The organism is Streptacidiphilus cavernicola (assembly GCF_042510955.1).
GTDB classification, from domain to species: Bacteria; Actinomycetota; Actinomycetes; order Streptomycetales; family Streptomycetaceae; genus Streptacidiphilus; species Streptacidiphilus cavernicola.
On record NZ_JBHFAB010000005.1, the window covers coordinates 180,957 to 200,742 of the forward strand.

The 19,786-nt window shown below is 74.1% G+C and carries 18 protein-coding genes; 13 read left to right on the forward strand and 5 right to left on the reverse strand.

Features of this window, described 5'->3' with window-relative positions:
• Positions 1–64 precede the first annotated feature (64 nt).
• On the forward strand, positions 65–1,138 hold the full coding sequence (locus ACEZDE_RS08995) for a C40 family peptidase (RefSeq protein WP_380534301.1): 1,074 nt from the start codon (positions 65–67) through the stop codon (positions 1,136–1,138).
• Between the two features lie 12 nt (positions 1,139–1,150).
• Positions 1,151–2,494 carry a hypothetical protein gene (locus tag ACEZDE_RS09000; protein ID WP_380534303.1) on the forward strand — a complete coding sequence of 448 codons (1,344 nt, stop codon included), beginning with the start codon at positions 1,151–1,153 and terminating at the stop codon, positions 2,492–2,494.
• Between the two features lie 12 nt (positions 2,495–2,506).
• Here the strand turns inward: ACEZDE_RS09000 and ACEZDE_RS09005 are convergent, their stop codons facing one another.
• Complete coding sequence (locus tag ACEZDE_RS09005) at positions 2,507–3,739, reverse strand: glycosyltransferase 87 family protein (RefSeq protein WP_380534305.1); 1,233 nt, start codon at positions 3,737–3,739, stop codon at positions 2,507–2,509.
• Between the two features lie 182 nt (positions 3,740–3,921).
• On the opposite strand from ACEZDE_RS09005, the gene ACEZDE_RS09010 reads away from it, so the two are divergent.
• A complete protein-coding gene (locus tag ACEZDE_RS09010) occupies positions 3,922–5,052 on the forward strand; it encodes a glycosyltransferase family 4 protein (RefSeq protein ID WP_380534307.1) in 1,131 nt (376 codons plus the stop codon).
• A gap of 22 nt (positions 5,053–5,074) precedes the next feature.
• Here the strand turns inward: ACEZDE_RS09010 and ACEZDE_RS09015 are convergent, their stop codons facing one another.
• On the reverse strand, positions 5,075–6,871 hold the full coding sequence (locus ACEZDE_RS09015; RefSeq protein ID WP_380534308.1) for an AMP-dependent synthetase/ligase: 1,797 nt from the start codon (positions 6,869–6,871) through the stop codon (positions 5,075–5,077).
• Between the two features lie 173 nt (positions 6,872–7,044).
• Here ACEZDE_RS09015 and ACEZDE_RS09020 point away from each other — a divergent pair, with 173 nt between their 5' ends.
• From ACEZDE_RS09020 to ACEZDE_RS09045, 6 genes are all read left to right on the forward strand, one after another.
• Entirely contained in the window at positions 7,045–7,812 is a 768-nt protein-coding gene (locus ACEZDE_RS09020) for a metallophosphoesterase family protein (protein ID WP_380534310.1), read from the forward strand.
• A 77-nt stretch (positions 7,813–7,889) separates the two neighbouring features.
• Complete coding sequence (locus ACEZDE_RS09025; protein ID WP_380534312.1) at positions 7,890–8,363, forward strand: SRPBCC family protein; 474 nt, start codon at positions 7,890–7,892, stop codon at positions 8,361–8,363.
• A complete protein-coding gene (locus ACEZDE_RS09030; RefSeq protein ID WP_380534313.1) occupies positions 8,363–9,583 on the forward strand; it encodes an ArsA family ATPase in 1,221 nt (406 codons plus the stop codon). The genes ACEZDE_RS09025 and ACEZDE_RS09030 overlap by 1 nt, the downstream gene beginning before the upstream one ends.
• A gap of 91 nt (positions 9,584–9,674) precedes the next feature.
• Entirely contained in the window at positions 9,675–10,085 is a 411-nt protein-coding gene (locus ACEZDE_RS09035; protein ID WP_380534315.1) for a DUF5304 family protein, read from the forward strand.
• Between the two features lie 155 nt (positions 10,086–10,240).
• On the forward strand, positions 10,241–11,182 hold the full coding sequence (locus ACEZDE_RS09040) for an ROK family glucokinase (protein ID WP_380534317.1): 942 nt from the start codon (positions 10,241–10,243) through the stop codon (positions 11,180–11,182).
• Between the two features lie 131 nt (positions 11,183–11,313).
• A complete protein-coding gene (locus ACEZDE_RS09045) occupies positions 11,314–12,069 on the forward strand; it encodes an endonuclease/exonuclease/phosphatase family protein (protein ID WP_380534319.1) in 756 nt (251 codons plus the stop codon).
• 13 nt (positions 12,070–12,082) lie between these two features.
• On the opposite strand, the gene ACEZDE_RS09050 is transcribed toward ACEZDE_RS09045, so the two are convergent.
• Together ACEZDE_RS09050 and ACEZDE_RS09055 are read right to left on the reverse strand one after the other, a co-directional pair.
• Positions 12,083–12,685 carry a hypothetical protein gene (locus tag ACEZDE_RS09050; RefSeq protein ID WP_380534321.1) on the reverse strand — a complete coding sequence of 201 codons (603 nt, stop codon included), beginning with the start codon at positions 12,683–12,685 and terminating at the stop codon, positions 12,083–12,085.
• A 5-nt stretch (positions 12,686–12,690) separates the two neighbouring features.
• Complete coding sequence (locus tag ACEZDE_RS09055) at positions 12,691–13,449, reverse strand: alpha/beta hydrolase (RefSeq protein ID WP_380534322.1); 759 nt, start codon at positions 13,447–13,449, stop codon at positions 12,691–12,693.
• Between the two features lie 170 nt (positions 13,450–13,619).
• Between ACEZDE_RS09055 and ACEZDE_RS09060 the strand changes: the two genes are divergently transcribed.
• The 4 genes from ACEZDE_RS09060 (at position 13,620) to ACEZDE_RS09075 (ending at position 17,328) form a co-directional block, all read left to right on the forward strand.
• The gene (locus ACEZDE_RS09060; protein ID WP_380534324.1) at positions 13,620–14,306 is read left to right on the forward strand and encodes a lysophospholipid acyltransferase family protein; all 687 of its coding nucleotides are present in this window, start codon (positions 13,620–13,622) and stop codon (positions 14,304–14,306) included.
• 18 nt (positions 14,307–14,324) lie between these two features.
• Positions 14,325–15,530 (forward strand): MacS family sensor histidine kinase, encoded by a 1,206-nt coding sequence (gene macS / locus ACEZDE_RS09065; RefSeq protein WP_380534326.1) that lies wholly within the window; start codon positions 14,325–14,327, stop codon positions 15,528–15,530.
• Between the two features lie 26 nt (positions 15,531–15,556).
• Entirely contained in the window at positions 15,557–16,204 is a 648-nt protein-coding gene (locus ACEZDE_RS09070; protein WP_380534566.1) for a response regulator, read from the forward strand.
• Between the two features lie 98 nt (positions 16,205–16,302).
• Positions 16,303–17,328, forward strand: coding sequence for a 6-phosphofructokinase (locus tag ACEZDE_RS09075; RefSeq protein ID WP_380534329.1), 1,026 nt, complete (start codon positions 16,303–16,305; stop codon positions 17,326–17,328).
• 24 nt (positions 17,329–17,352) lie between these two features.
• Here ACEZDE_RS09075 and ACEZDE_RS09080 read toward each other — a convergent pair whose 3' ends face one another.
• Positions 17,353–19,662: a protein kinase domain-containing protein gene (locus ACEZDE_RS09080; RefSeq protein WP_380534331.1), complete on the reverse strand. Its 2,310-nt coding sequence runs from the start codon at positions 19,660–19,662 to the stop codon at positions 17,353–17,355.
• Positions 19,663–19,786 lie beyond the last annotated feature (124 nt).

Consider the following 19,786-nt stretch of genomic DNA (forward strand, 5'->3'; position numbering starts at 1 on the left):
CCTGGGCCGACGCAGCCGGCGTCGCGCGGGCGGGACCGGCACCGGACGAATGGAGTCCGCCCTCGTGGCGTCTCACCGACGGGCCCGACCACTGGGCCGGCACTCCGCAGTGACCACGCTCTCCCGCAGCGCCGCGACCGTGCTGGCGGCCACCGCCGCCGTCCTGGCCGGCGGCGGCAGCGCCCTGGCCGACCCCGCCGCCCCCGCCACCGCGGACCAGGTCCGGCAGCAGGTGCAGAGCCTGTACGCCAGGGCCGAGGTCGCCGGGCAGCAGTACGACGGGGCCAAGGAGCAGGAGCAGGCGCTGCTGCGCAGCTCCGGCCTGCTGCAGCAGCGGGTCGCGGTGGAGCAGCAGCACATCAACACCATGGAAGCGGGCATGGGCGAGCTGGCCAGCGCCCAGTACCGGCAGGGCGGCGGGATGGACCCGCTGGTGCGGCTGCTGTTCAGCGCCCACCCGGACCAGTACCTGGCCCAGGCCAGCAGCGCCGACCAGGTGGACGCCTCCACCGCGCAGACCCTGCACCAGGTCGAGGCCGAGCAGCGGCAGCTGGCCCAGGACCGCACCGAGGCGGTCGGCGAACTGGCCCGGCTGGAGTCGCTGCGCCGGTCCATCGCCGGCAGCAAGGCGCAGGTGCAGCAGCAGCTCGGCCACGCCAGGGCGCTGCTGGCCGGGCTGGACGGCGCCCAGCGCAGCGCGCTGGCGCAGGCCGAGCAGCAGGTCGAGGACGTCTCCGCGCAGGCCGCGGCGGCGGCCGAGTCGGTGCTGCCGGTCGGCGAGGGGCCCGCGTCGGCCAGCGCGGCGGTGGCGCTGGCCGCCGCCCGCAGCGCGCTGGGCCGCCCGTACGTGTACGGGGCGACCGGGCCGGGCTCGTTCGACTGCTCCGGGCTGATGTACTGGTCCTGGCAGCACGCCGGGGTGCGGCTGCCGCGGACCTCGCAGGAACAGATGTACGCGGGGCGGCTGGTCCCGCTCTCCCAGGCCCGCCCGGGAGATCTTGTGATCTACTACAGCGACCACCACCACGTCGGGATGTACGCGGGCAACGGCATGGTCATCCATGCGCCCTACCCCGGCGCGAGGGTGCGCTACGAGCCGGTGGACTCCATGCCCGTGGCGGGGGTGGTCCGGGTCTGAGGGAGTGCGGTGATGGCGGCAGGCAGGAGGACGGTCCTCGCGGGCGGCGCCGTCGCGCTGCTCGCCGCCGGGGGCCTCGGCGGCGCGGCGTGGCACGACCACCGCCGCGACCAGGAGGAGGACGCGTCGGCCGCCGCGTCCGGTTCCGCGGCGTCGGCCGGGAGTTCCGGGAGCGCCGCCGACGCCGAGGCCCGCGCCGGCATCCAGCGGCTGCTGGACGCCCGCGCCGCCGCCGTGCTGGCCAGGGACCAGCAGGCGCTGGCCGACACCGTCCCGGACGCCGCGCAGGCGCTGCGGGACAGCCAGGCGGCGATGCTGGCGAACCTGGCCCAGGTGCCGGTCGCGAGCTGGAGCTACACGGTCCAGCGGCTGGACGCGTTCCCGCTGCCGCCGGTGCTGACCGGCGTGGGCGGGACCGACCCGCGGCGGGCGGTCCAGGTGGAGTTCGGCTACCGGCTCTCCGGCTTCGACTCGGTGCCGGTCACCGCCACCCAGTACCTGACCGCCGTCCGGCAGCCGGACGGCGGCTGGCTGCTGTCCTCCGACAGCGACCGCCCCGGCGGCGCGGTCCAGCTCTGGGACCTCGGCCCGGTCACCGTCGTGCACGGCCGCAGCTGCCTGGTGCTCGGGCTGCGCGGGCAGAGCACACTGCAGGCGGTCGCGGACCAGGCGGACCGCGCGGTACCGGCGGTCAGCGCGGTCTGGGGGCGGTCCTGGGGCGAGCGGACGGTGCTGCTGGCCCCGCTGGCCTCGGACCAGTTCGGCCGACTGCTCGGGGTGGACCCGCTCGCCTACGCCTCCATCGCCGCCGTCACCACCGGGGAGCTGGGCCCGGCCGAGGCCGGGCGGACCGAGCGGATCACCCTCAACCCGCAGGTCTGGGACACCCTCAACGCGCTCGGCCGACGGGTCGTCACCACCCATGAGACCACCCATGTGGCGACCAGGGCGATCACTGAGCAGTGGACCCCGCGCTGGCTCTCCGAGGGCGCGGCCAACTGGACCGGCTACCTCGGCACCGGCCGGACGCCCCGTCAGATCGCCCCCGAGCTGTTCGCCGACCTCGCGGCCGGGCGGGTCCCCGACGCGCTCCCGGCCGACGCCGCCTTCGACGGCTCGGCCACGGGCCTGCCGCAGGCCTACGAGCAGGCCTGGTTCGCCTGCCGCAGCGTGGTGCAGCGGCACGGCGAGCCGCGGCTGGTCGCCCTGTACGCGGCGGTCGCCGCGGCCGGCGGCAGCGGCGGCCAGGACGCCGCGGTGGACTCCGCGCTGCGCCGCACCATCGGCCTCGGCCTCACCGCGTTCACCGCCCAGTGGCGCGGAGACCTGCTCACCGCGGCCAGGGCGAAGGCCTGACGTTCCGGGCGGCTACCGGCCGTCGGCGCGGACGGTCTCCCGCCAGAGCCTGCGGCAGGAGACCGCCGTGGCGGTGGCCAGCAGCAGGTTCCGGACGCACAGGACGACCACGCCGAGCGGTCGGAACTCCGCCAACTGACCGAACAGCAGCGGGAACTCCAGGTAGGTGCACAGGGTCGCGGCGGCGATCAGCCAGGCCGTCGGCCGCTGCGTGGTCCGGGCCGAGGTCAGGCACACCGCCGCCGCGCCGATCAGCCAGAGCAGGTACTGCGGGCTGATCACCCGGCTGGTGACGGTGAACAGCAGCAGCGCCGCCAGCGCCGCGTCGAACGGGGTGGCCGCGGTCCAGCGCCGGGCCCGGACCCGCCACAGCAGCAGCCAGCCGAAGCCGGCCACCGTGCACAGCACCATCAGCCGGCCGACCGTCGGCACCCCGGTGCCGAGGAACTCGGTGGAGCCGTAGTGCATCTCGGCCCGGCCGCCCCAGCCGAACAGGTGCGCGAGGTAGAACGGGAGCGCGCCCAGCGACTCCACCTCGACCCCGCGGTTCTCCTGGAAGCCGAGGAAGGAGAACGCGCCGACCATGGTCACCGCGTAGCAGAAGCCGACCGCCAGCGCGGACACCGCCGCCGCGGCCCAGGCGTCCCTGGTCCGCGGGCCGCGCGGGGCGCCCAGTACGGTCAGCGCGGGCCACACCTTGAGCATCGCACCCAGCCCGGCCAGCACCCCGCCGAGCCGGGGCCGCGCGGCGGACGCCAGCAGCCCGGTCACCGCGACCGCGGTCACCACCAGGTCGAACCGGCAGTACGCGGTCGGCCCGAGCAGCGGCACCGCGCCGGCCCAGAGCCAGGCCCCGGCCAGCGGCCCGCCCCGGCGCGAGGCACGCAGCAGCAGCCCGAGCACCAGCGCGTCGCTGACCGCGACCAGCACCAGGAAGCCGGTGAAGTAGGACCACGGCAGCCAGTGCGGGACGACCATCACCAGCGCCGCCAGCGGCGGGTACTGCCAGGTCACGTCGTCCAGCGGGAAGGTGCCGGTGGACAGCAGCTGGGCCCAGCCCTGGTAGATCACCTTGACGTCGCTGCTGACGTCCTGCCGGGCGAACGGCAGCAGCCCCAGCACCGCCGCCAGCACCAGCGCCCGGCCGAGGGTCCAGGCCACGACCGGCCCGGCCCAGTCCCGCCGGAACGCGGGCCGCCCCGGGCGCAGGGGCTGCGGCGTCCGCCGCCCGGACGGCGCGGGCACGGACCCGGCGGGGGAGCGGGGGAGCAGGGAGTGCGGAGTGCTGATGGAAACCTCGCCCGGGACGGGAGATGGGCAGGGGCGCGCCCGCGGGGACGCCGATACCCGTGCGGCTGCCGCACTGGCCTATCGTACTGAGCAAGTACCGCCGCACCGAGGACGCCGGACCGAGGCCGAAGAAGGCAATGAACAAGACGCTCATCGTCACCAACGACTTCCCGCCCCGGCCCGGGGGGATCCAGACCTTCGTACACAGCATGGCGCTGCGGATGCCCCCCGAGAAGATCGTGGTGTACGCCTCGACCTGGCGCGACGGCGCCGAGGTGGCCAGATTCGACGCCGAGCAGCCGTTCCCGGTGGTCCGCGACCGGACCACGATGCTGCTGCCCACGCCCGGGGTCACCCGGCGCGCCGCGGAGGTGCTGAAGGCGGAGGGCTGCGGCTCGGTCTGGTTCGGCGCGGCGGCCCCGCTCGGCCTGGCCGCCCCGGCGCTGCGCCGGGCCGGGGCGGAGCGGCTGCTCGGGATGACGCACGGTCACGAGGCGGCCTGGGCCCAGCTCCCGGCCTCGCGGCAGCTGCTGCGGCGGATCGGCGCGGGCACCGACACCCTCACCTACCTCGGCGAGTACACCCGGTCCAGGATCGCCGCGGCGGTCGGCCCGGCGGCGGCGGCGCGGATGCGCCAGGTCCCGCCGGGGGTGGACGAGAAGACCTTCCACCCGGACTCGGGCGGCGCCGAGGTGCGGGCCCGGCTGGGGCTCAGCTCGCGTCCGGTGGTGGTCTGCGTCTCCCGGCTGGTGAAGCGCAAGGGCCAGGACACGCTGATCCGGGCGCTGCCCGGGGTGCTGGCCGCGGAGCCGGACACGGTGCTGCTGATCGTCGGCGACGGCCCGTACCGGGCGGACCTGGAGCGGCTGGCCCGGGAGACCGGGGTGGCCGACGCGGTCCGCTTCACCGGATCGGTGCCCTGGGCCGAACTCCCGGCCCACTACGGCGCGGGCGACGTCTACGCGATGCCCTGCCGGACCCGGCGCGGCGGCCTGGACGTGGAGGGCCTGGGCATCGTCTACCTGGAGGCCTCGGCCACCGGGCTGCCGGTGGTCGCTGGGGACTCCGGCGGCGCGCCGGACGCGGTGCTGGAGGGCGAGACCGGCTACGTGGTCCCCGGGCGCGACCTGGTCCAGCTCACCGACCGGCTGCTGACCCTGCTTCAGGACCCGGCCCTGCGTGCCCGGTTGGGCGCACGGGGCCGGGACTGGGTGGAGCACAGCTGGCGCTGGGACCTGCTGGCCGGGCGGCTGGCCGAGCTGCTCTGAGCCGGGCTCAGCGGCTGGTGGCTCAGCGGCTGGTGTAGAGCGCCTCGATCTCGGCCGCGTAGTCCTTCAGCACCACCGCGCGCTTGAGCTTCAGCGAGGGGGTGAGGTGGCCCGAGTCCTCGGACAGCACGGTGTCGAGGATGTGGAACTTCTTCACCGCCTCGGCGTGCGAGACCGCCGCGTTGCCGTCGTCGACCGCCGACTGCACCGCGCCGAGCAGGTCGGCGTCCTGGAGCAGGTCGGTGACGGTGGCGGCGTCCGGCTTGCCGTTGAGCTTCTTCCAGGTCGGAAAGAACTCCGGGTCCACGGTGATCAGGCAGGCGATGAACGGTCTGCGGTCGCCGACCACCATGCACTCGCCGATCAGCGGGTGGGCCCTGATCCGGTCCTCGATCACGGCCGGGGCGACGTTCTTGCCGCCCGCGGTGACGATGATCTCCTTCTTCCGGCCGGTGATGGTGAGGAAGCCGTCGGCGTCCAGCGAGCCCAGGTCGCCGGTGGCGAACCAGCCGTCCGTCAGCGCCTCGGCGCTGGCCGCCGGGTTCCGCCAGTAGCCGGTGAACACCTGCGGGCCCTTGAGCTGCACCTCGCCGTCGTCGGCGATCCGGAACGAGGAGCCGGGGACCGGCCGTCCGACGCTGCCGATCCGCGGCTTGTCGTACGGGTTGACCGCGATCGCGGCGCAGGTCTCGGTCAGGCCGTAGCCCTCCAGGACGGTGAAGCCGATGCCCCGGTAGAAGTGGCCCAGCCGCTCGCCCAGCGGCGCCCCGCCGGAGATGGCGTGGGTGGCCCGGCCGCCCAGCGCGGCCCGCAGCTTGCTGTAGACCAGCACGTCGAACATCTTGTGACGCAGCTTCAGCCCGATCGACGCCCCGCCGTCGTCCAGTGCCTTGCTGTAGGCGACGGCGGTGTCCGCGGCCCGGTCGAAGATCTTGCCCTTGCCCTCGCTCTGCGCCTTGGCCCGCGCCGAGTTGTAGACCTTCTCGAACACCCGGGGGACGCCCAGGATCAGCGTCGGCCGGAACGCACTCAGCTCCGCCACCACGTCCTTGATGTCGGGCAGGTGGCCGATCCTGATCGGCGCCAGCGCGGCCGAGACCTCGGCGATCCGGCCCAGCACGTGCGCCTCGGGCAGGAACAGCAGCACCGAGGACTCGCCGGTCCGGAACAGCGGGCCGAGCAGCGCGACCACGTTGCCCAGCTCGCCCAGGAAGTTGCCGTGGGTCAGCTGGCAGCCCTTGGGGCGGCCGGTGGTGCCGGAGGTGTAGACGACGGTGGCGAGGGTGTCCGGGGCCAGGGCGGAGCGGCGCTCCTCCACGGCGGCGTCCGGGACGTCCGCACCGGCCGCGGCCAGCTCGGCCAGCGCGCCGTTCTCGATCTGCCACAGCTGCTTCAACTCCGGCAGCCGGTCCCGGACCTGGCCGACCACCGTCTCGTGCCTGGGCAGTTCGACGAGGCAGGCGACCGCGCCGGAGTCGCCGAGGATCCACTCCACCTGCTCGGCCGAGGAGGTCTCGTACACCGGGACGGTGACCGCGCCCGCGCACCAGATGGCGAAGTCCAGCAGGGTCCACTCGTAGCGGGTCCGCGACATCAGCCCGACCCGGTCGCCGGGGCCGATGCCGGAGGCGATCAGGCCCTTGGCGGCGCGGCGCACCTCGGCCAGGAACTGCACCGAGGTGAGGTCCTCCCAGTGCCCGTCCGCCTTGCGGCTGACCACCGCGACCGCGGGGTGCCGCTCCGCGTTGGCGTGGATGAGATCGGTGAGGTTTGCGCCGCTCGGCACCTCGTAGAGTGCCGGAAGGCTGAACTCACGCAAGACTGCTCCTCGGTCTGCGACGCTGCGGGACGCCAGGATGTTACTTCCCGGTAGCATAAGTGCGGTAGAGGGACGGCGTGTCTGCAGTGTCACACCGCCCGCCGGTACCCGAACAGTACGGCAGCGCCGAGGTGACCCGCAGGTAGGGGCGGCCCGGTGGATAGGGTGGCGGCATGCGGGTGCATGTAGTGAGCGACGTCCACGGCAACAGCGAGGCCCTCGCCCGAGCGGGGGACGGCGCGGACGCCCTGCTCTGCCTCGGCGACCTGATCCTGTTCCTGGACTACGCGGACCACTCGCGCGGGATCTTCCCCGACCTCTTCGGCGCGGAGAACGCCACCCGGATCGTCGCGCTGCGCAACGCCCGCCGCTTCGAGGAGGCCAGGGAGTTCTCCCGGCAGCTCTGGGCCGGTCTGGACACCGACCGGGAGACCGCCACCGAGCAGGCGGTCCGGCGCCAGTACGCGGAACTCTTCGCCGCCTTCCCCGACCCCACCTACGCCACCTACGGCAACGTCGACCGTCCGGACCTCTGGCCGGACTTCGCCCGCGAGGGGGTGACCGTGCTGGACGGCCAGGTGGTCGAGCTGGGCGGACGCACCTTCGGCTTCGTCGGCGGCGGGCTGCCGTCCAGGATGCGCACCCCCTACGAGGTGGACGAGGAGACCTACGCCGCCAAGGTCGCCGCGCTGGGCAGCGTGGACGTGCTGTGCAGCCACATCCCGCCGGCCGTCCCCGACCTCACCTACGACACCGTCGCCCGGCGGTTCGAGCGCGGCAGCGAGGCGATCCTGGAGGCGATCCACCGCACCGCGCCCGGCTACGTGCTGTTCGGCCACGTGCACCAGCCGCTGGCCCGGCGGATGCGGATCGGGCGCAGCGAGTGCGTCAACGTCGGACACTTCCGTTCCACCGGGCGGCCCTGGGTGCTGGAGTGGTGAAACGGTAGCCTTCAGACCCTGTCAGCCAGCACGTCCAGCCCGCACGTTCCAGCACGTCGATACCCGGAGGCCACCCGATGGCGGAGCACACCAGGTCGAGCACCACCATCGACGCGACCCCCGCGCAGATCATGGCGGTGATCGCGGACTTCGCCGCCTACCCGGCCTGGACCGGCGAGGTCAAGGAGATCGAGGTGCTCGGCGAGAGCGGGGGCCGCGCCGACCGGGTGCGCCTGCTCCTGGACGCCGGCGCCATCAAGGACGAGCACGTCCTCGCCTACACCTGGGACGGCGACCGCCAGGTCAGCTGGACCCTGGTGCAGAGCCAGATGCTGCGCGCCCTGGACGGCTCCTACATCCTGGCCCCGGCCGGCCCCGGCCGGACCGAGGTGATCTACCAGCTGGCGGTGGACGTCAAGATCCCGATGCTGGGCATGATCAAGCGCAAGGCCGAGAAGGTCATCATCGACCGGGCCCTGGCCGGGCTGAAGAAGCGGGTCGAGTCCCAACAGGGCGCCGCCGACGGGGGCGCCACCGGCGCCGGGGCCTGATGCCGCAGGGCACCAGGGTCGTCCTGGTCAGCGGCGCGGGCGGGAGCGGGCGCAGCACCCTGGCCGCGGCCACCGCGCTGGCCGAGGCCGCCGCGGGCCGGCGCACCCTGCTGCTGGCCGTGGACGACCCGCACCGCACCCTGGACCGGCTGCTGGACACCGGGCTCGGGCCCGAGCCGCGCCAGGTCGAGGCCGCCGGGGCCCTGCACGCGGCGCGGCTGGACCCGCAGGAGGCGTTCCGGGACGCCGCCGCCCGGCTGCTCGGCCGGGCCAAGCCGCTGTTCGACCTGCTCGGCGTGGACCCGCTGGACCGGGACGAACTGAGCGCCCTCCCCGGCGCGGTGCACCTGGCCCTGCTGGACGCGCTGCGCACGCACGGCGGCTCCGGCCGCTGGGAGGTGCTGGTGGTGGACGCGCCGCCGGTGCCCGAGCTGCTCGCCGCGCTCGCCCTGCCGGAGCAGCTGGACCGCTACCTGGGCCGGCTGGTCCCGGAGAACCGGCAGGCCGCGCGGGCGCTGCGGCCGGTGCTGGCGGCGGTGGCCGGGGTGCCGATGCCGGGCGACTGGATCTTCGAGGCCCGCGGCTGGGCCGCCGCCGAGCTGGCCGAGGTGCGCGCGGTCACCGACGCCCCCGGCACCAGCCTGCGGCTGGTGGTCGACGCCCCGGCCGGGCCGGCCGCGACGGCCGCGCTGCGCGGCGCCAGGGCCGGTCTCGCCCTACACGGTCGGCGGGTGGACGCGCTGCTGGTGAACCGGCTGCTGCCGGACTCCGCGGAGCCCTTCCTCGGCGCGCTGCACCGGTCCCAGCAGCGGCAGTTGGCCGTGCTGCGGGAGGAATGGGACGCCCCGGTGCTGGAATTCGGCCACCTCGGGCGGGAGCCGGAGGGCCGCGCCGACCTGGCCGCGCTGGCCGGGCCCGACCCGGCCGCCGCGGGCCCGCTCCCGGAGTGGACCGTCGAGCAGCTGCCGGACGGCGACGCGGACGCCGCCGCGGACGCCGCCGGGCAGGTACTGGTCTGGCGGATCCCGCTGCCCGGCGCCGAACGCGGGGAGCTGGACCTGATCCGGCGCGGGGACGAGCTGGTGCTCGGCGTCGGCGCCTACCGCCGCACCCTGCTCCTGCCGTCCGCGCTGCGCCGCTGCACGGTCGCGGGCGCGGCGCTGCGGGACGGGGTGCTCGCGGTCCGGTTCAGCCCGGACCCGGCGCTGTGGCCGCGCTGAGTAGCCGTCCAGGTTCGTCGAGTCAGAACGCCGACGCCGCTGGAACCTTGGGGTAGCGTCGGAAGCAACTTCGGAGAAGGAGCGGAACCCTATGACGACTGCCGACGACCGCGATCAGGACGTCTGGGCCCAGGCCGTGGCCGAGGGCGCGGGGGCGTCGATCCCCGGGCCCGGCTCGGAGCCGGTGCCCGAAGCCGCCCCGACCGCCGGGTCCGAGCTGTTCGGGCCGGAGTTGGGCCCGCTGGTGGAGGAGGTGCGCAAGTTCGCGTCGTCCCTTGGCGAGAAAGTTACCGCGGTTTCTTCCGCCGTTGGCGGCGGCGACAGCCTGGGGGCCCTGCAGAACCTGGCCGCCCCGCTCCGCAGCAAGCACCCCGAGGTCTACGGCCACCTCATCGCAGCAGGTGGGGAGCTTCTGGCCGCCTACCGTTCGGCGGTGCAGTCGTCCGAGCGGCGCTGGACCGCGGAGAAGCCGGCCGCCTCGGAGCAGATCGACCTGGATTGAGGGAGCGCTCTCATCCTTGGCTACGACTCCTGAAGGCTGTCCGACGTCACCTATCCCGTCTGTCTTCGGCTAATGTACGCACAGGTGTGTGCACGGGCCCGTCCGGGCAGGTACGGTACCGGCCAGCGGGGAAGCCAGCGGAGACTGAGGGACACATGGGACTGACCATCGGCGTCGACGTCGGGGGTACCAAGATCGCAGCCGGGGTCGTCGACGAGAGCGGCGCGATCCTGGCCCGTACGCGGGTGCCCACGCCCGCCGATCCGCAGTGGGCCGTCGGCGCCATCGCGGACGCGGTCCGGGAACTGAGGGAGCAGCACGACGTCACCGCCGTCGGTGTCGGAGCCCCCGGGTACATCGACCGGGACCGCTCCACCGTCATCATGGCTCCCAATATCGACTGGGAGAACGAGCCGCTCAAGGCCCGCATCGAGGACCTGGTGCACCTCCCCACGGTGATCGAGAACGACGCCAACGCGGCGGCCTGGGGCGAGTTCCGCTTCGGCGCCGCGGCCCGGCACAACGACATGATCATGATCACCGTGGGCACCGGCATCGGCGGCGGCATCGTCCTCGACGGCCGGATGTACCGGGGCAGCTTCGGCGTGGCCGGGGAGATCGGCCACCTCAACATGGTGCCGGACGGCATCCCCTGCGGCTGCGGCTCCAAGGGCTGCTGGGAGCAGTACGCCTCGGGCCGCGCGCTGCGCCGCTACGGGCGGGACCGGGCCGGCAGCGAACCGGTGCTGGGCAAGCGGCTGCTGGAGCTCAACGAGGGCATCGCCGACACCATCACCGGCAGTCAGATCACCCAGGCCGCCGAGGAGGGCGACCCGCTCGCCCTGGAGGTCTACGACGAGCTGGCGGACTGGCTCGGCCGCGGCATGAGCGACCTGGCGTCGCTGTTCGACCCGGCCGTGTTCGTGCTCGGCGGCGGGGTCGCCGACTCCGGCAGCCTGCTGCTCGACCCGGTCGCCAAGGCGTTCGAGAAGCACCTGATCGGCGGGGTGCACCGGCCCCGTGCCGAGGTGGTGCTGGCCTCGCTGGGCTCGGCCGCCGGGATCGCCGGCGCGGGCGACCTGGCCCGCCAGGTCTGACCGCGGGCGGCCGGGGTCGGCGTCCCACCCGCCGCTGACGTCCCGGCCGTCACTTTGTGAAGCCCCTGTGCGCTGCGCGTACGGGGGCTTCCGCATGCCGGACACCGCCCGGCGGTGCCAGACTTGACGCCATGACGCCTGAACTCCCGGCCTCCGGCCCGCGGCCCGACGGATCCGAGGTAGTCCGGCTGCTCAGCTACAACATCCGCTCGCTGCGCGACGACCGCACCGCGCTGGCCCGGGTGGTCCGGGCCTGCGACCCGGACCTGGTCTGCGTCCAGGAGTCGCCGCGGTTCTGGTTCCCCCGGCCGCAGGCGGCCTGGCTGGCGCGGAGCACCGGGCTGATGGTGCTCTCCGGCGGGCCCAGCGCGTCCGGGCCGCTGCTGCTCGGGCGGCTGCGGGCGAACCCGGTGTCGGTGCACGACCTGCTGCTGCCGAAGCGGCCGAAGCTGCACCAGCGCGGGTTCGCCACCACGGTGGTCCGCTTCGGCGCGGCCGAGCCCTTCTCGGTGACGAGCTGTCATCTGTCGCTGAACCAGGACGAGCGCTACACCCAGTTCCAGGCACTGCTGGAGCAGCTGGACCGGGTCGGCGCCCGGCTCGGGGCGGTCGGCGGCGACTTCAACGAGCACCCGGGCGACCGCGGCTGGACCCTGCTGGCCGACCGGCTGCAGGACGGCTGGGCCACCGCGCCCTGGGGGTCGGAGTTCACCTCCGTCCCGAAGAACCCCTACCAGCGGATCGACGCGGTCTTCGCCACCCCCGGCATCGAGGTGCTGGCCTGCGGGGTCCCGGACGGGCTGGCCGGGGTGCGGGCCGCCGACCTCACCGCCGCGACCGACCACCTGCCGCTGCTGGCGGTGCTGCGGATCCCGGCGGCGGGCTAGCGCCCTGCCGGGATCAGACCACGGCCCCGCGCTGCGGGTCGTCGTGGTCGTCATCGTCGTCCCCGGTGCGCATCCGGGCGAACAGGGTGCCGACTCCGCCGATGAAGAAGGCGATGCCGAGCAGCTCGCCCATCCCGCCGAGCTCGGGGAGGTAGCCGATCGCCGAGACCAGGAACAGGACCATCCCGCCGACCAGCGCGACGATCGCCAGCCGGGTCGGCGCCTCGGTCCGCGGCAGCGGGGGCGGCGGCGGGGGGACGTAGTGGTCCTCGTCCGGGTCCTCGGCCGGGGTCCACGCGCGCGGGTCTACCGGGGGGATCGCCTGGATCCGCGGCAGCCGCACTAGCGGCTCGGCCGGGCGCGGCCGGGTCTGCGGGGCGAGGTCGGCGACGTCCTCGGCGGCGGGCCAGGAACGGTCGGCGGCCTCCACCGGGTCGTCGAAGCCGGCCACCAGCCGGGCGAACAGCTCGTCGTCGGTGGCCCCCGGCGGCTGCTCGGCGGCGTCCGCGGCGGGCCCGTCGGCGGCGTCCACCAGGGCGTCGTCCAGCAGCGCCTCGTCCAGCGCCTCGGCGGGCTCCTTGGTCGGCTCCTCGGGAACCTCGGGCAGGTCCGGCATACCGCTCATCCCTTCGCGGCGGGGGTGAGCCGCCGCACGAAGTCGAGACTGCCGTCGAAAATCAGCTCGGCGTCGTGATCCAGTGTCGCCACATGGAAACTGCGTTCGAGCACTCTTTCTTCCACATCGGTGGAAGAGATCCGGGAGAGCAGCAGTTCGCTGCTCGCCGCGGGCACCACATGGTCCTGCCGGCTGCGGAACAGCAGCACCGGCTGGGTGACCTGGGGCAGTTCCGACTGGACCACCCGGGCCAGCGCCGCCAGCGAGTGCGCGGCGTGCAGTGGGGTGCGGGTGTAGCCGCCCTCGGAGACGCCCTCCCTGGCGACGTCGTTGGCGACCCCGGGCAGGCTCGGCACCAGGTGCCGGACCACCGGCAGCGCGCGGTGCGACTGTCCGGGCATCCGCACCAGCGGGTTCACCAGGACCAGCCCGGCCAGCGCCGTCCCCTTCCGCGCGGCCAGGTGCAGCGCCAGCGCGCCGCCCATGGACAGCGCGAAGACGAACACCTGCTCGCACTCCTCGGCCAGCAGGTCGAACTCCCGCTCCGCGGCGGCGTACCAGTCCGGCCAGCGGGTGACGTTCAGATCGCGCCACTCGGTGCCGTGGCCCGGCAGCAGCGGAAGCGAGACGCTCAGACCCTCGGCGGCGGCGGCCTCGGCCCAGGGCCGCATCGAGACCGGCGAGCCGGTGAACCCGTGGCACACCAGGACTCCGACCGGCCCGCCGTGCTGGCGGTACGGTTCGGCACCGGGCATGAGCGGCATCTGCGGCTCCTTCGATCTCGTACGGGATGCCCGAACGCGAGGGCGGGGACGGGTGGGGTGCATCGTCCCATGCGCGCGCGGCAGCCGTACAGCTCACCCGGCTGTGAGCGGCTATGGTTCTGGGTGGTTCGCGAATCTGGAGGCCAGGGTTGTTCTACCGAGTGATGAAGATGATCGTCGCTCCACTGCTGAAGATCTTCTTCCGTCCGTGGGTCGAGGGAATGGACCACATCCCGGCGCAGGGGCCCGCCATCCTGGCCAGCAACCACCTCTCCTTCTCGGACTCCTTCTTCCTGCCCGCGCTGATGCGGCGGCGGGTCACCTTCATCGCCAAGGCGGAGTACTTCACCGGAAAGGGTGTCAAGGGAAAGCTGACGGCGGCCTTCTTCAAGGGCGTCGGCCAGCTGCCGGTGGACCGCTCCGGCGTCCGCGGCGCGGGCGAGGCGGCGATCCGCAGCGGCATCGCGGTGATCGAGCGCGGCGAGCTGTTCGGGGTCTACCCGGAGGGCACCCGCTCGCCGGACGGCAAGCTCTACCGCGGCAAGGTCGGCGGCGTGGCCAGGATCGCGCTGGCCACCGGCGCCCCGGTGATCCCGGTGGCGATGATCGACACCGAGAAGCTGCAGCCGCCCGGCCAGGTCCGCCCCAACTTCGGGGTCAGGCCCGGCATCCGGATCGGCGCGCCGCTGGACTTCTCCCGCTACCACGGCATGGAGAACGACCGCTTCATCCTGCGTTCGGTCACCGACGAGGTGATGTACGAGATCATGCGGCTGTCCGGCCAGGAGTACGTGGACATCTACGCCACGGCCGCGAAGAAGCAGCTCCAGGAAGCGAAGAAGAAGCAGGGCAAGTAGCACGGACCGGGGGGACGAGTGGGGAACGAGCAACGCGCGGCCGGGACGTTCTCGGTGGAGCAGCCGCTGTGGCGGGCCGTCTCGGCCTTCCGGCTGCTCACCCTGCTGTACGCGGTGGGCCGCTACGCCGGGGACGCCCCGCACTACTCCCACCCGGCCGCCGCCTGGGCCTACATGGCGGTGCTGGCGCTGTGGACCTTCGCCACCGTGCGGCAGTTCTCCGCCAAGGCCCGCTGCAACTGGTGGTGGCTCTCCGCCGACCTGGCCCTGGTCGTCGCCGGAATCCTGCTCACCCGCGGCTTCGACCACATGTCCTACGTGGACGCGGGCGAGGTCACCCTGCCGACGGTCCGCGCCGCCGCCGCGGTGCTGGGCTTCTCGGTGCTGGGCGGCTGGCGCCCGGCGGCCCTGGCCGGGCTGGTGGTCGGCCTGGCCAACATCGGCGAGCGCGGCCGGATCACCTCCAGCAACGTGCACAACATCGTGCTGCTGATGCTGGCCGGGGTCGCCATCGGCTACGTGGTCGAGCTGGCCCGCGCCAGTGAGCAGACGCTGGCCAGGGCGCTGGAGATCCAGGCCGCGACCAGGGAGCGGGAGCGGCTGGCCCGGGACATCCACGACGGGGTGCTCCAGGTGCTGGCGATGGTGCAGCGGCGCGGCGCCGAACTGGGCGGCGGGGCCGAGGAGATCGGCCGGATGGCGGGGGAGCAGGAGATCGCGCTGCGGGCGCTGATCGCCGAGGGGCTGACCCCCAACCCCTCCTACGAGGCGCCCCGGCGGCAGCTGCGCGAGGTCGACCCGGGGCAGCCGCAGGACCTGCGGGCGCTGCTCACCCCGCTGGCGGGCTCCCGGATCACGGTGGCCGCGCCGGGCACGCCGGTGCTGCTGCCGGGCCGGGCCGCGAGCGAGCTGGGCGCGGCGGTCGGCGCCGCGCTGGACAACGTCCGCCGGCACGCCGGGCCCGCCGCGCAGGCCTGGATCCTGGTCGAGGACGAGCCGGACGGCGTGGTGGTCAGCGTCCGCGACGACGGGCCCGGCTTCCCGGCCGAACGGCTCGGCGAGGCGGTGCGGGAGGGGCGGCTCGGGGTGTCCCAGTCGATCCGCGGCCGGCTGCGGGACCTCGGCGGCAGCGCGGAGATCACCTCGGCGCCGGGCCAGGGCACCGAGGTCGAGCTGCGGGTTCCCCGTCAGCGCGACAACTCAGCGAAGGAGAAGGTCAAGTGACGGAGGATCAGAACAGCATCCGGGTGATGGTGGTGGACGACCACCCGATGTGGCGGGAGGCGGTCGCCCGCGACCTCGGCGACGCCGGGATGCGGGTGGTCGCCACCGCGGGGGACGGCCAGGAGGCGGTCCGCCGGGCCCCGGCCGCCGCCGCGGAGGTCGTGGTGCTCGACCTCAACCTGCCGGACCTGCCCGGGGTGGAGGTCTGCCGCCGGCTGATGGCGCAGGACCCGGCCCCCCGGGTGCTGGTGCTGTCCGCCAGCGGCGAGCACGCCGACGTGCTGGAGGCGGTGAAGTCCGGCGCCACCGGCTACCTGGTGAAGTCCGCCAGCCGGGAGGAACTGCTGGACGCGGTCCGCCGCACCGCGGTCGGCGACCCGGTGTTCACCCCCGGCCTGGCCGGCCTGGTGCTGGGCGAGTACCGCCGGCTCGCGGCCGAGCCCGCGTCGGCGGACTCCCGCGCCCCGGCCGCCCCGCAGCTGACCGACCGGGAGACCGAGGTGCTGCGGCTGGTCGCCAAGGGGCTCTCCTACCGGCAGATCGCCGAACGCCTGGTGCTGTCGCACCGCACCGTGCAGAACCACGTCCAGAACACCCTGGGCAAGCTGCAGCTGCACAACCGGGTGGAGCTGGTCCGCTACGCCATCGAACGCGGCCTGGACGGCGGCGCGTAGCCGCCCGCCCGGTTCCGGCGGCGCACGCCCGGGTGCAATCATCCGCCCCGCCGCTACCGTGAAGTGACGCCTCGTCACACTCACGGGAGGGGACGTACATGCGGATAGGAGTGCTCACCGGCGGGGGCGACTGCCCCGGACTCAACGCGGTCATCAGGGGGATCGTCCGCAAGGGAACACAGCTCTACGACTACGAGTTCCTCGGTTTCAGGGACGGCTGGCGCGGCCCGCTGGAAGCGGCGACCACCCCGCTCGGCATCCCCGAGGTCCGCGGCATCCTGCCGCTCGGCGGCACCATCCTCGGCTCCTCGCGGACCAATCCGCTCAAGGTGGTCGACGGCGTCCGCCGGGTCCGCGAGAACCTCGACAAGTTCGAGGTGGACGCGCTGGTCGCGATCGGCGGCGAGGACACCCTCGGCGTCGCCGCGGTGCTGCACGAGCACGGGGTCAACGTGGTCGGCGTCCCGAAGACCATCGACAACGACCTCAACGCCACCGACTACACCTTCGGCTTCGACACCGCCGTCAACATCGCCACCGAGGCCATCGACCGGCTGCACACCACCGCGGAGTCGCACAAGCGGGTGCTGGTGATCGAGGTGATGGGCCGTCACGCCGGCTGGATCGCGCTGCACTCCGGCATCGCCGGCGGCGCCAATGTGATCCTCATCCCGGAGCAGCGCTTCGACATGGACCGGGTCTGCGCCTGGGTGGAGCAGCGGTTCCGGATCAACTACGCCCCGATCGTGGTGGTCGCCGAGGGCGCGATGCCGCTGGAGGGCCAGATGATGGTCAAGGACGACTCCCGCGACGCCTTCGGCCACGTCCGGCTGGCCGGGATCGGCGAGTGGCTGGCCCACGAGATCGAGGCCCGCACCGGCAAGGAGGCGCGGACCACCGTGCTCGGGCACATCCAGCGCGGCGGCACCCCCAGCGCCTTCGACCGCTGGCTGGCCACCCGCTTCGGCCTGCACGCGGTCGAGGCGGTCCACGACGGCGACTACGGGACGATGGTGGCGCTGCGCGGCACCGACGTGGTCCGGGTGCCGCTGGCCGAGGCCACGGTCCGGATCAAGACCGTCGAACCGGCCCTCTACGGCGAGTTCGACGTCTTCTTCGGCTGAGCGCGGCCGGCCGCGGCGGCCGGGTCAGCGCGGAGGGAGCGCGTAGACCCGGTCGCCGTGGACGGCGTAGAGGACCTGGCCGTCGGTGGACAGCCACCAGTCGTCGTCCTGGCCGTCCTGGTAGTTCCAGAGGATCTTGCCGGTGCCGGTGTCGATGGCGTAGACGCCGTCGCTCGCCACCCCGGAGACCGCGAACAGGGTCTTCCCGATCACCACCAGGGCGGAGCTGGCGGTGCGGTCCCGCATCGGGCAGACCCACTGGCGCGCGCCGGTGGCCGCGCTCAGCGCGACGACGCTGCCGTCCGGGTGGTCGACGGTGAAGAGGAGGCCGTCCGCCATGGCCGGGGTGTCGAAGCTGCCGCCGGGGTTGGCGATGCCGAGCACCTGCTTGCCGTCGGAGATCCGGAAGCCGAGCAGCTTGGGGCCGCCGACGTAGAGCACCCCGTTCGCGACCAGCGGCTCGACCTGGGTCTGGAAGTCCTTGGTGCCGAAGTCCCCGGACCAGAGCTGGGCGCCCTTGACGGTGTCCCTGACCACGACGTTGTTGGTGTCGTTGGTGTAGATCAGGTACTTCCCGGAGACCGAGCCGGCCACGAAGTTGCTGGCCGAGGCCTTGCGCGGCTGCTTCCAGGCGATGGCGTGGGTGTGCAGGTCCAGCGCGAAGATCCGGCTGGTGTCCGGCAGGGTCGAGTCGATGACCGGCTGCCCCTTGGCGTCCAGCGGGTACTCCTCGCCGAGGTAGTAGGCGTGGGTGTCGTCGGCGGCCACGAAGACGTTGAAGGCGTCCCGCTGCGGCAGGCCGGTCTTCCAGACCACTGCCCCGGTGTCCGGGTTCACCGCGACGACCTCGCCCAGCGCGTCGCTCGGCAGGGTGATCACCTGGCCCGCGCCGACCGCGAACGGCGGGTAGGCGAAGGCCGCGCCGGTCATCGGCCCCTGCCACAGCTGCTTGCCGCCGCGGGCGTCGACCGCGACCATCCTGTCCCCGTTGACCAGCAGCTTTCCCTGGTAGGGGAGGACCGGGCTGTCGCCCGGACTGGAGCCCTGGTAGGTCCAGAGCGGCTGCGGGGGGACGCCGGGGGCCCGGGTCGGGTAACTGCTCGGCGCGGGGGCGGTACTGCTGCCGCCGGACGCGGTGGGAGCGGGGTCCGGCTTCGGGTCCTGCTTCTTGTTGTGCGCCAGGGCCAGCGCGGTGCCGCCGCCGATCAGCACCAGCGCGCCCGCCCCGGCCGCGCCGATGACCGCGCGCCGACGGGGGCCGCGGCCGGTGCCGTCCCCCGGTCCTGGCATCGGGACGGTGCCGGAGCCGGCCCCGCCGCCCAGCCGCACGGTCGCGGGGGAGGCGCCGCCCGGGGTCCAGGCCCCGGCCGGGGTCCCGCTCGGGCCCGCGCCCAGGACCAGGGTGCCGCCGTCCGCCGCGGACGGTTCGCGGACCGGGGCCTCCAGGTCCATCACCAGCGCGGCGTGCGAGGCGATGCCGGAGGCGACCGCGGCCGGGAGCCAGGCGGTGCGCAGCAGCGCCGGGGTGCCCTCGGGGGCGAGCAGGGCCAGCAGGGTGTCCGGGGTGATCCGGTCCCCGGGCGCCTTGGCCAGGCAGGCGCCGACCGGCTCGCGCAGCCCGGTCGGCAGCGCCGCCAGCTCCGGGGGCTCGTGCACCACCTTGTAGAGCAGCCCGGCCACCGAGGAGGCCTCGAACGGGCCGTGCCCGGTCGCGGCGTAGGAGAGCACCGAGCCGAGCGAGAAGACGTCGCCCGCCGGGCCGATCGGCAGGCCGGAGGCCTGCTCGGGGGCCATGTAGCCGGGGGAGCCGACGACGACGCCGGTGCTGGTCAGCTCGCCTCCGGTGCCGTCCAGGGCGCGGGCGATGCCGAAGTCGATCACCCGCGGCCCGTCCGCCGCCAGCAGCACGTTCGACGGCTTGAGGTCCCGGTGCACCAGGCCCGCCCCGTGGATCGCCCGCAGCGCCTCGGCCAGCACGGCGCCCAGGGTGCGCACCGAGGCCTCCGGCAGCGGACCGTGCGCGGCGACGGCCTCGGCCAGCGAGGGGCCGAGCACATAGGCGGTGGCCAGCCAGGGGGTGGCCGCGTCGTGGTCGAAGTCCACGACCGGGGCGGTGTACGCGCCGGAGACGGACTGCGCGGCCTCGACCTCGCGCCGGAACCGGGCCCGGAAGTCGCCGCTGGCGGCCAGCTCCGGCCGGACCACCTTCACCGCGACGGTCCGGCCGCCGACCGACCGGGCCAGGTAGACCACGCCCATGCCGCCGGTGCCGAGCCGGGCTATCAGCGCGTAAGGGCCGATCTTTGACGGGTCGTCGGATTGGAGCGGCTGCATTCTCGGGTCCCCCGGTGGCCGGAAATTCGTTGGGGAACAGCGTAGGGGCGAGGGTCGCACATGTGATCAGCGGGTCGCCTCTTACGATTTACACAGATGTCGCTGGCACAGTCGTTCCCAGCAC

Coding starts and splice junctions, on each gene's coding strand:
- ACEZDE_RS09000 (WP_380534303.1), top strand. CDS start 1,151: ATGGCGGCAGGCAGGAGGACGGTCCTCGCGGGCGGCGCCGTCGCGCTG.
- ACEZDE_RS09010 (WP_380534307.1), top strand. CDS start 3,922: ATGAACAAGACGCTCATCGTCACCAACGACTTCCCGCCCCGGCCCGGG.
- ACEZDE_RS09020 (WP_380534310.1), top strand. CDS start 7,045: ATGCGGGTGCATGTAGTGAGCGACGTCCACGGCAACAGCGAGGCCCTC.
- ACEZDE_RS09025 (WP_380534312.1), top strand. CDS start 7,890: ATGGCGGAGCACACCAGGTCGAGCACCACCATCGACGCGACCCCCGCG.
- ACEZDE_RS09030 (WP_380534313.1), top strand. CDS start 8,363: ATGCCGCAGGGCACCAGGGTCGTCCTGGTCAGCGGCGCGGGCGGGAGC.
- ACEZDE_RS09035 (WP_380534315.1), top strand. CDS start 9,675: ATGACGACTGCCGACGACCGCGATCAGGACGTCTGGGCCCAGGCCGTG.
- ACEZDE_RS09040 (WP_380534317.1), top strand. CDS start 10,241: ATGGGACTGACCATCGGCGTCGACGTCGGGGGTACCAAGATCGCAGCC.
- ACEZDE_RS09045 (WP_380534319.1), top strand. CDS start 11,314: ATGACGCCTGAACTCCCGGCCTCCGGCCCGCGGCCCGACGGATCCGAG.
- ACEZDE_RS09050 (WP_380534321.1), bottom strand. CDS start 12,685: ATGCCGGACCTGCCCGAGGTTCCCGAGGAGCCGACCAAGGAGCCCGCC.
- ACEZDE_RS09055 (WP_380534322.1), bottom strand. CDS start 13,449: ATGCCGCTCATGCCCGGTGCCGAACCGTACCGCCAGCACGGCGGGCCG.
- ACEZDE_RS09060 (WP_380534324.1), top strand. CDS start 13,620: ATGATCGTCGCTCCACTGCTGAAGATCTTCTTCCGTCCGTGGGTCGAG.
- ACEZDE_RS09070 (WP_380534566.1), top strand. CDS start 15,557: ATGGTGGTGGACGACCACCCGATGTGGCGGGAGGCGGTCGCCCGCGAC.
- ACEZDE_RS09075 (WP_380534329.1), top strand. CDS start 16,303: ATGCGGATAGGAGTGCTCACCGGCGGGGGCGACTGCCCCGGACTCAAC.
- ACEZDE_RS09080 (WP_380534331.1), bottom strand. CDS start 19,662: ATGCAGCCGCTCCAATCCGACGACCCGTCAAAGATCGGCCCTTACGCG.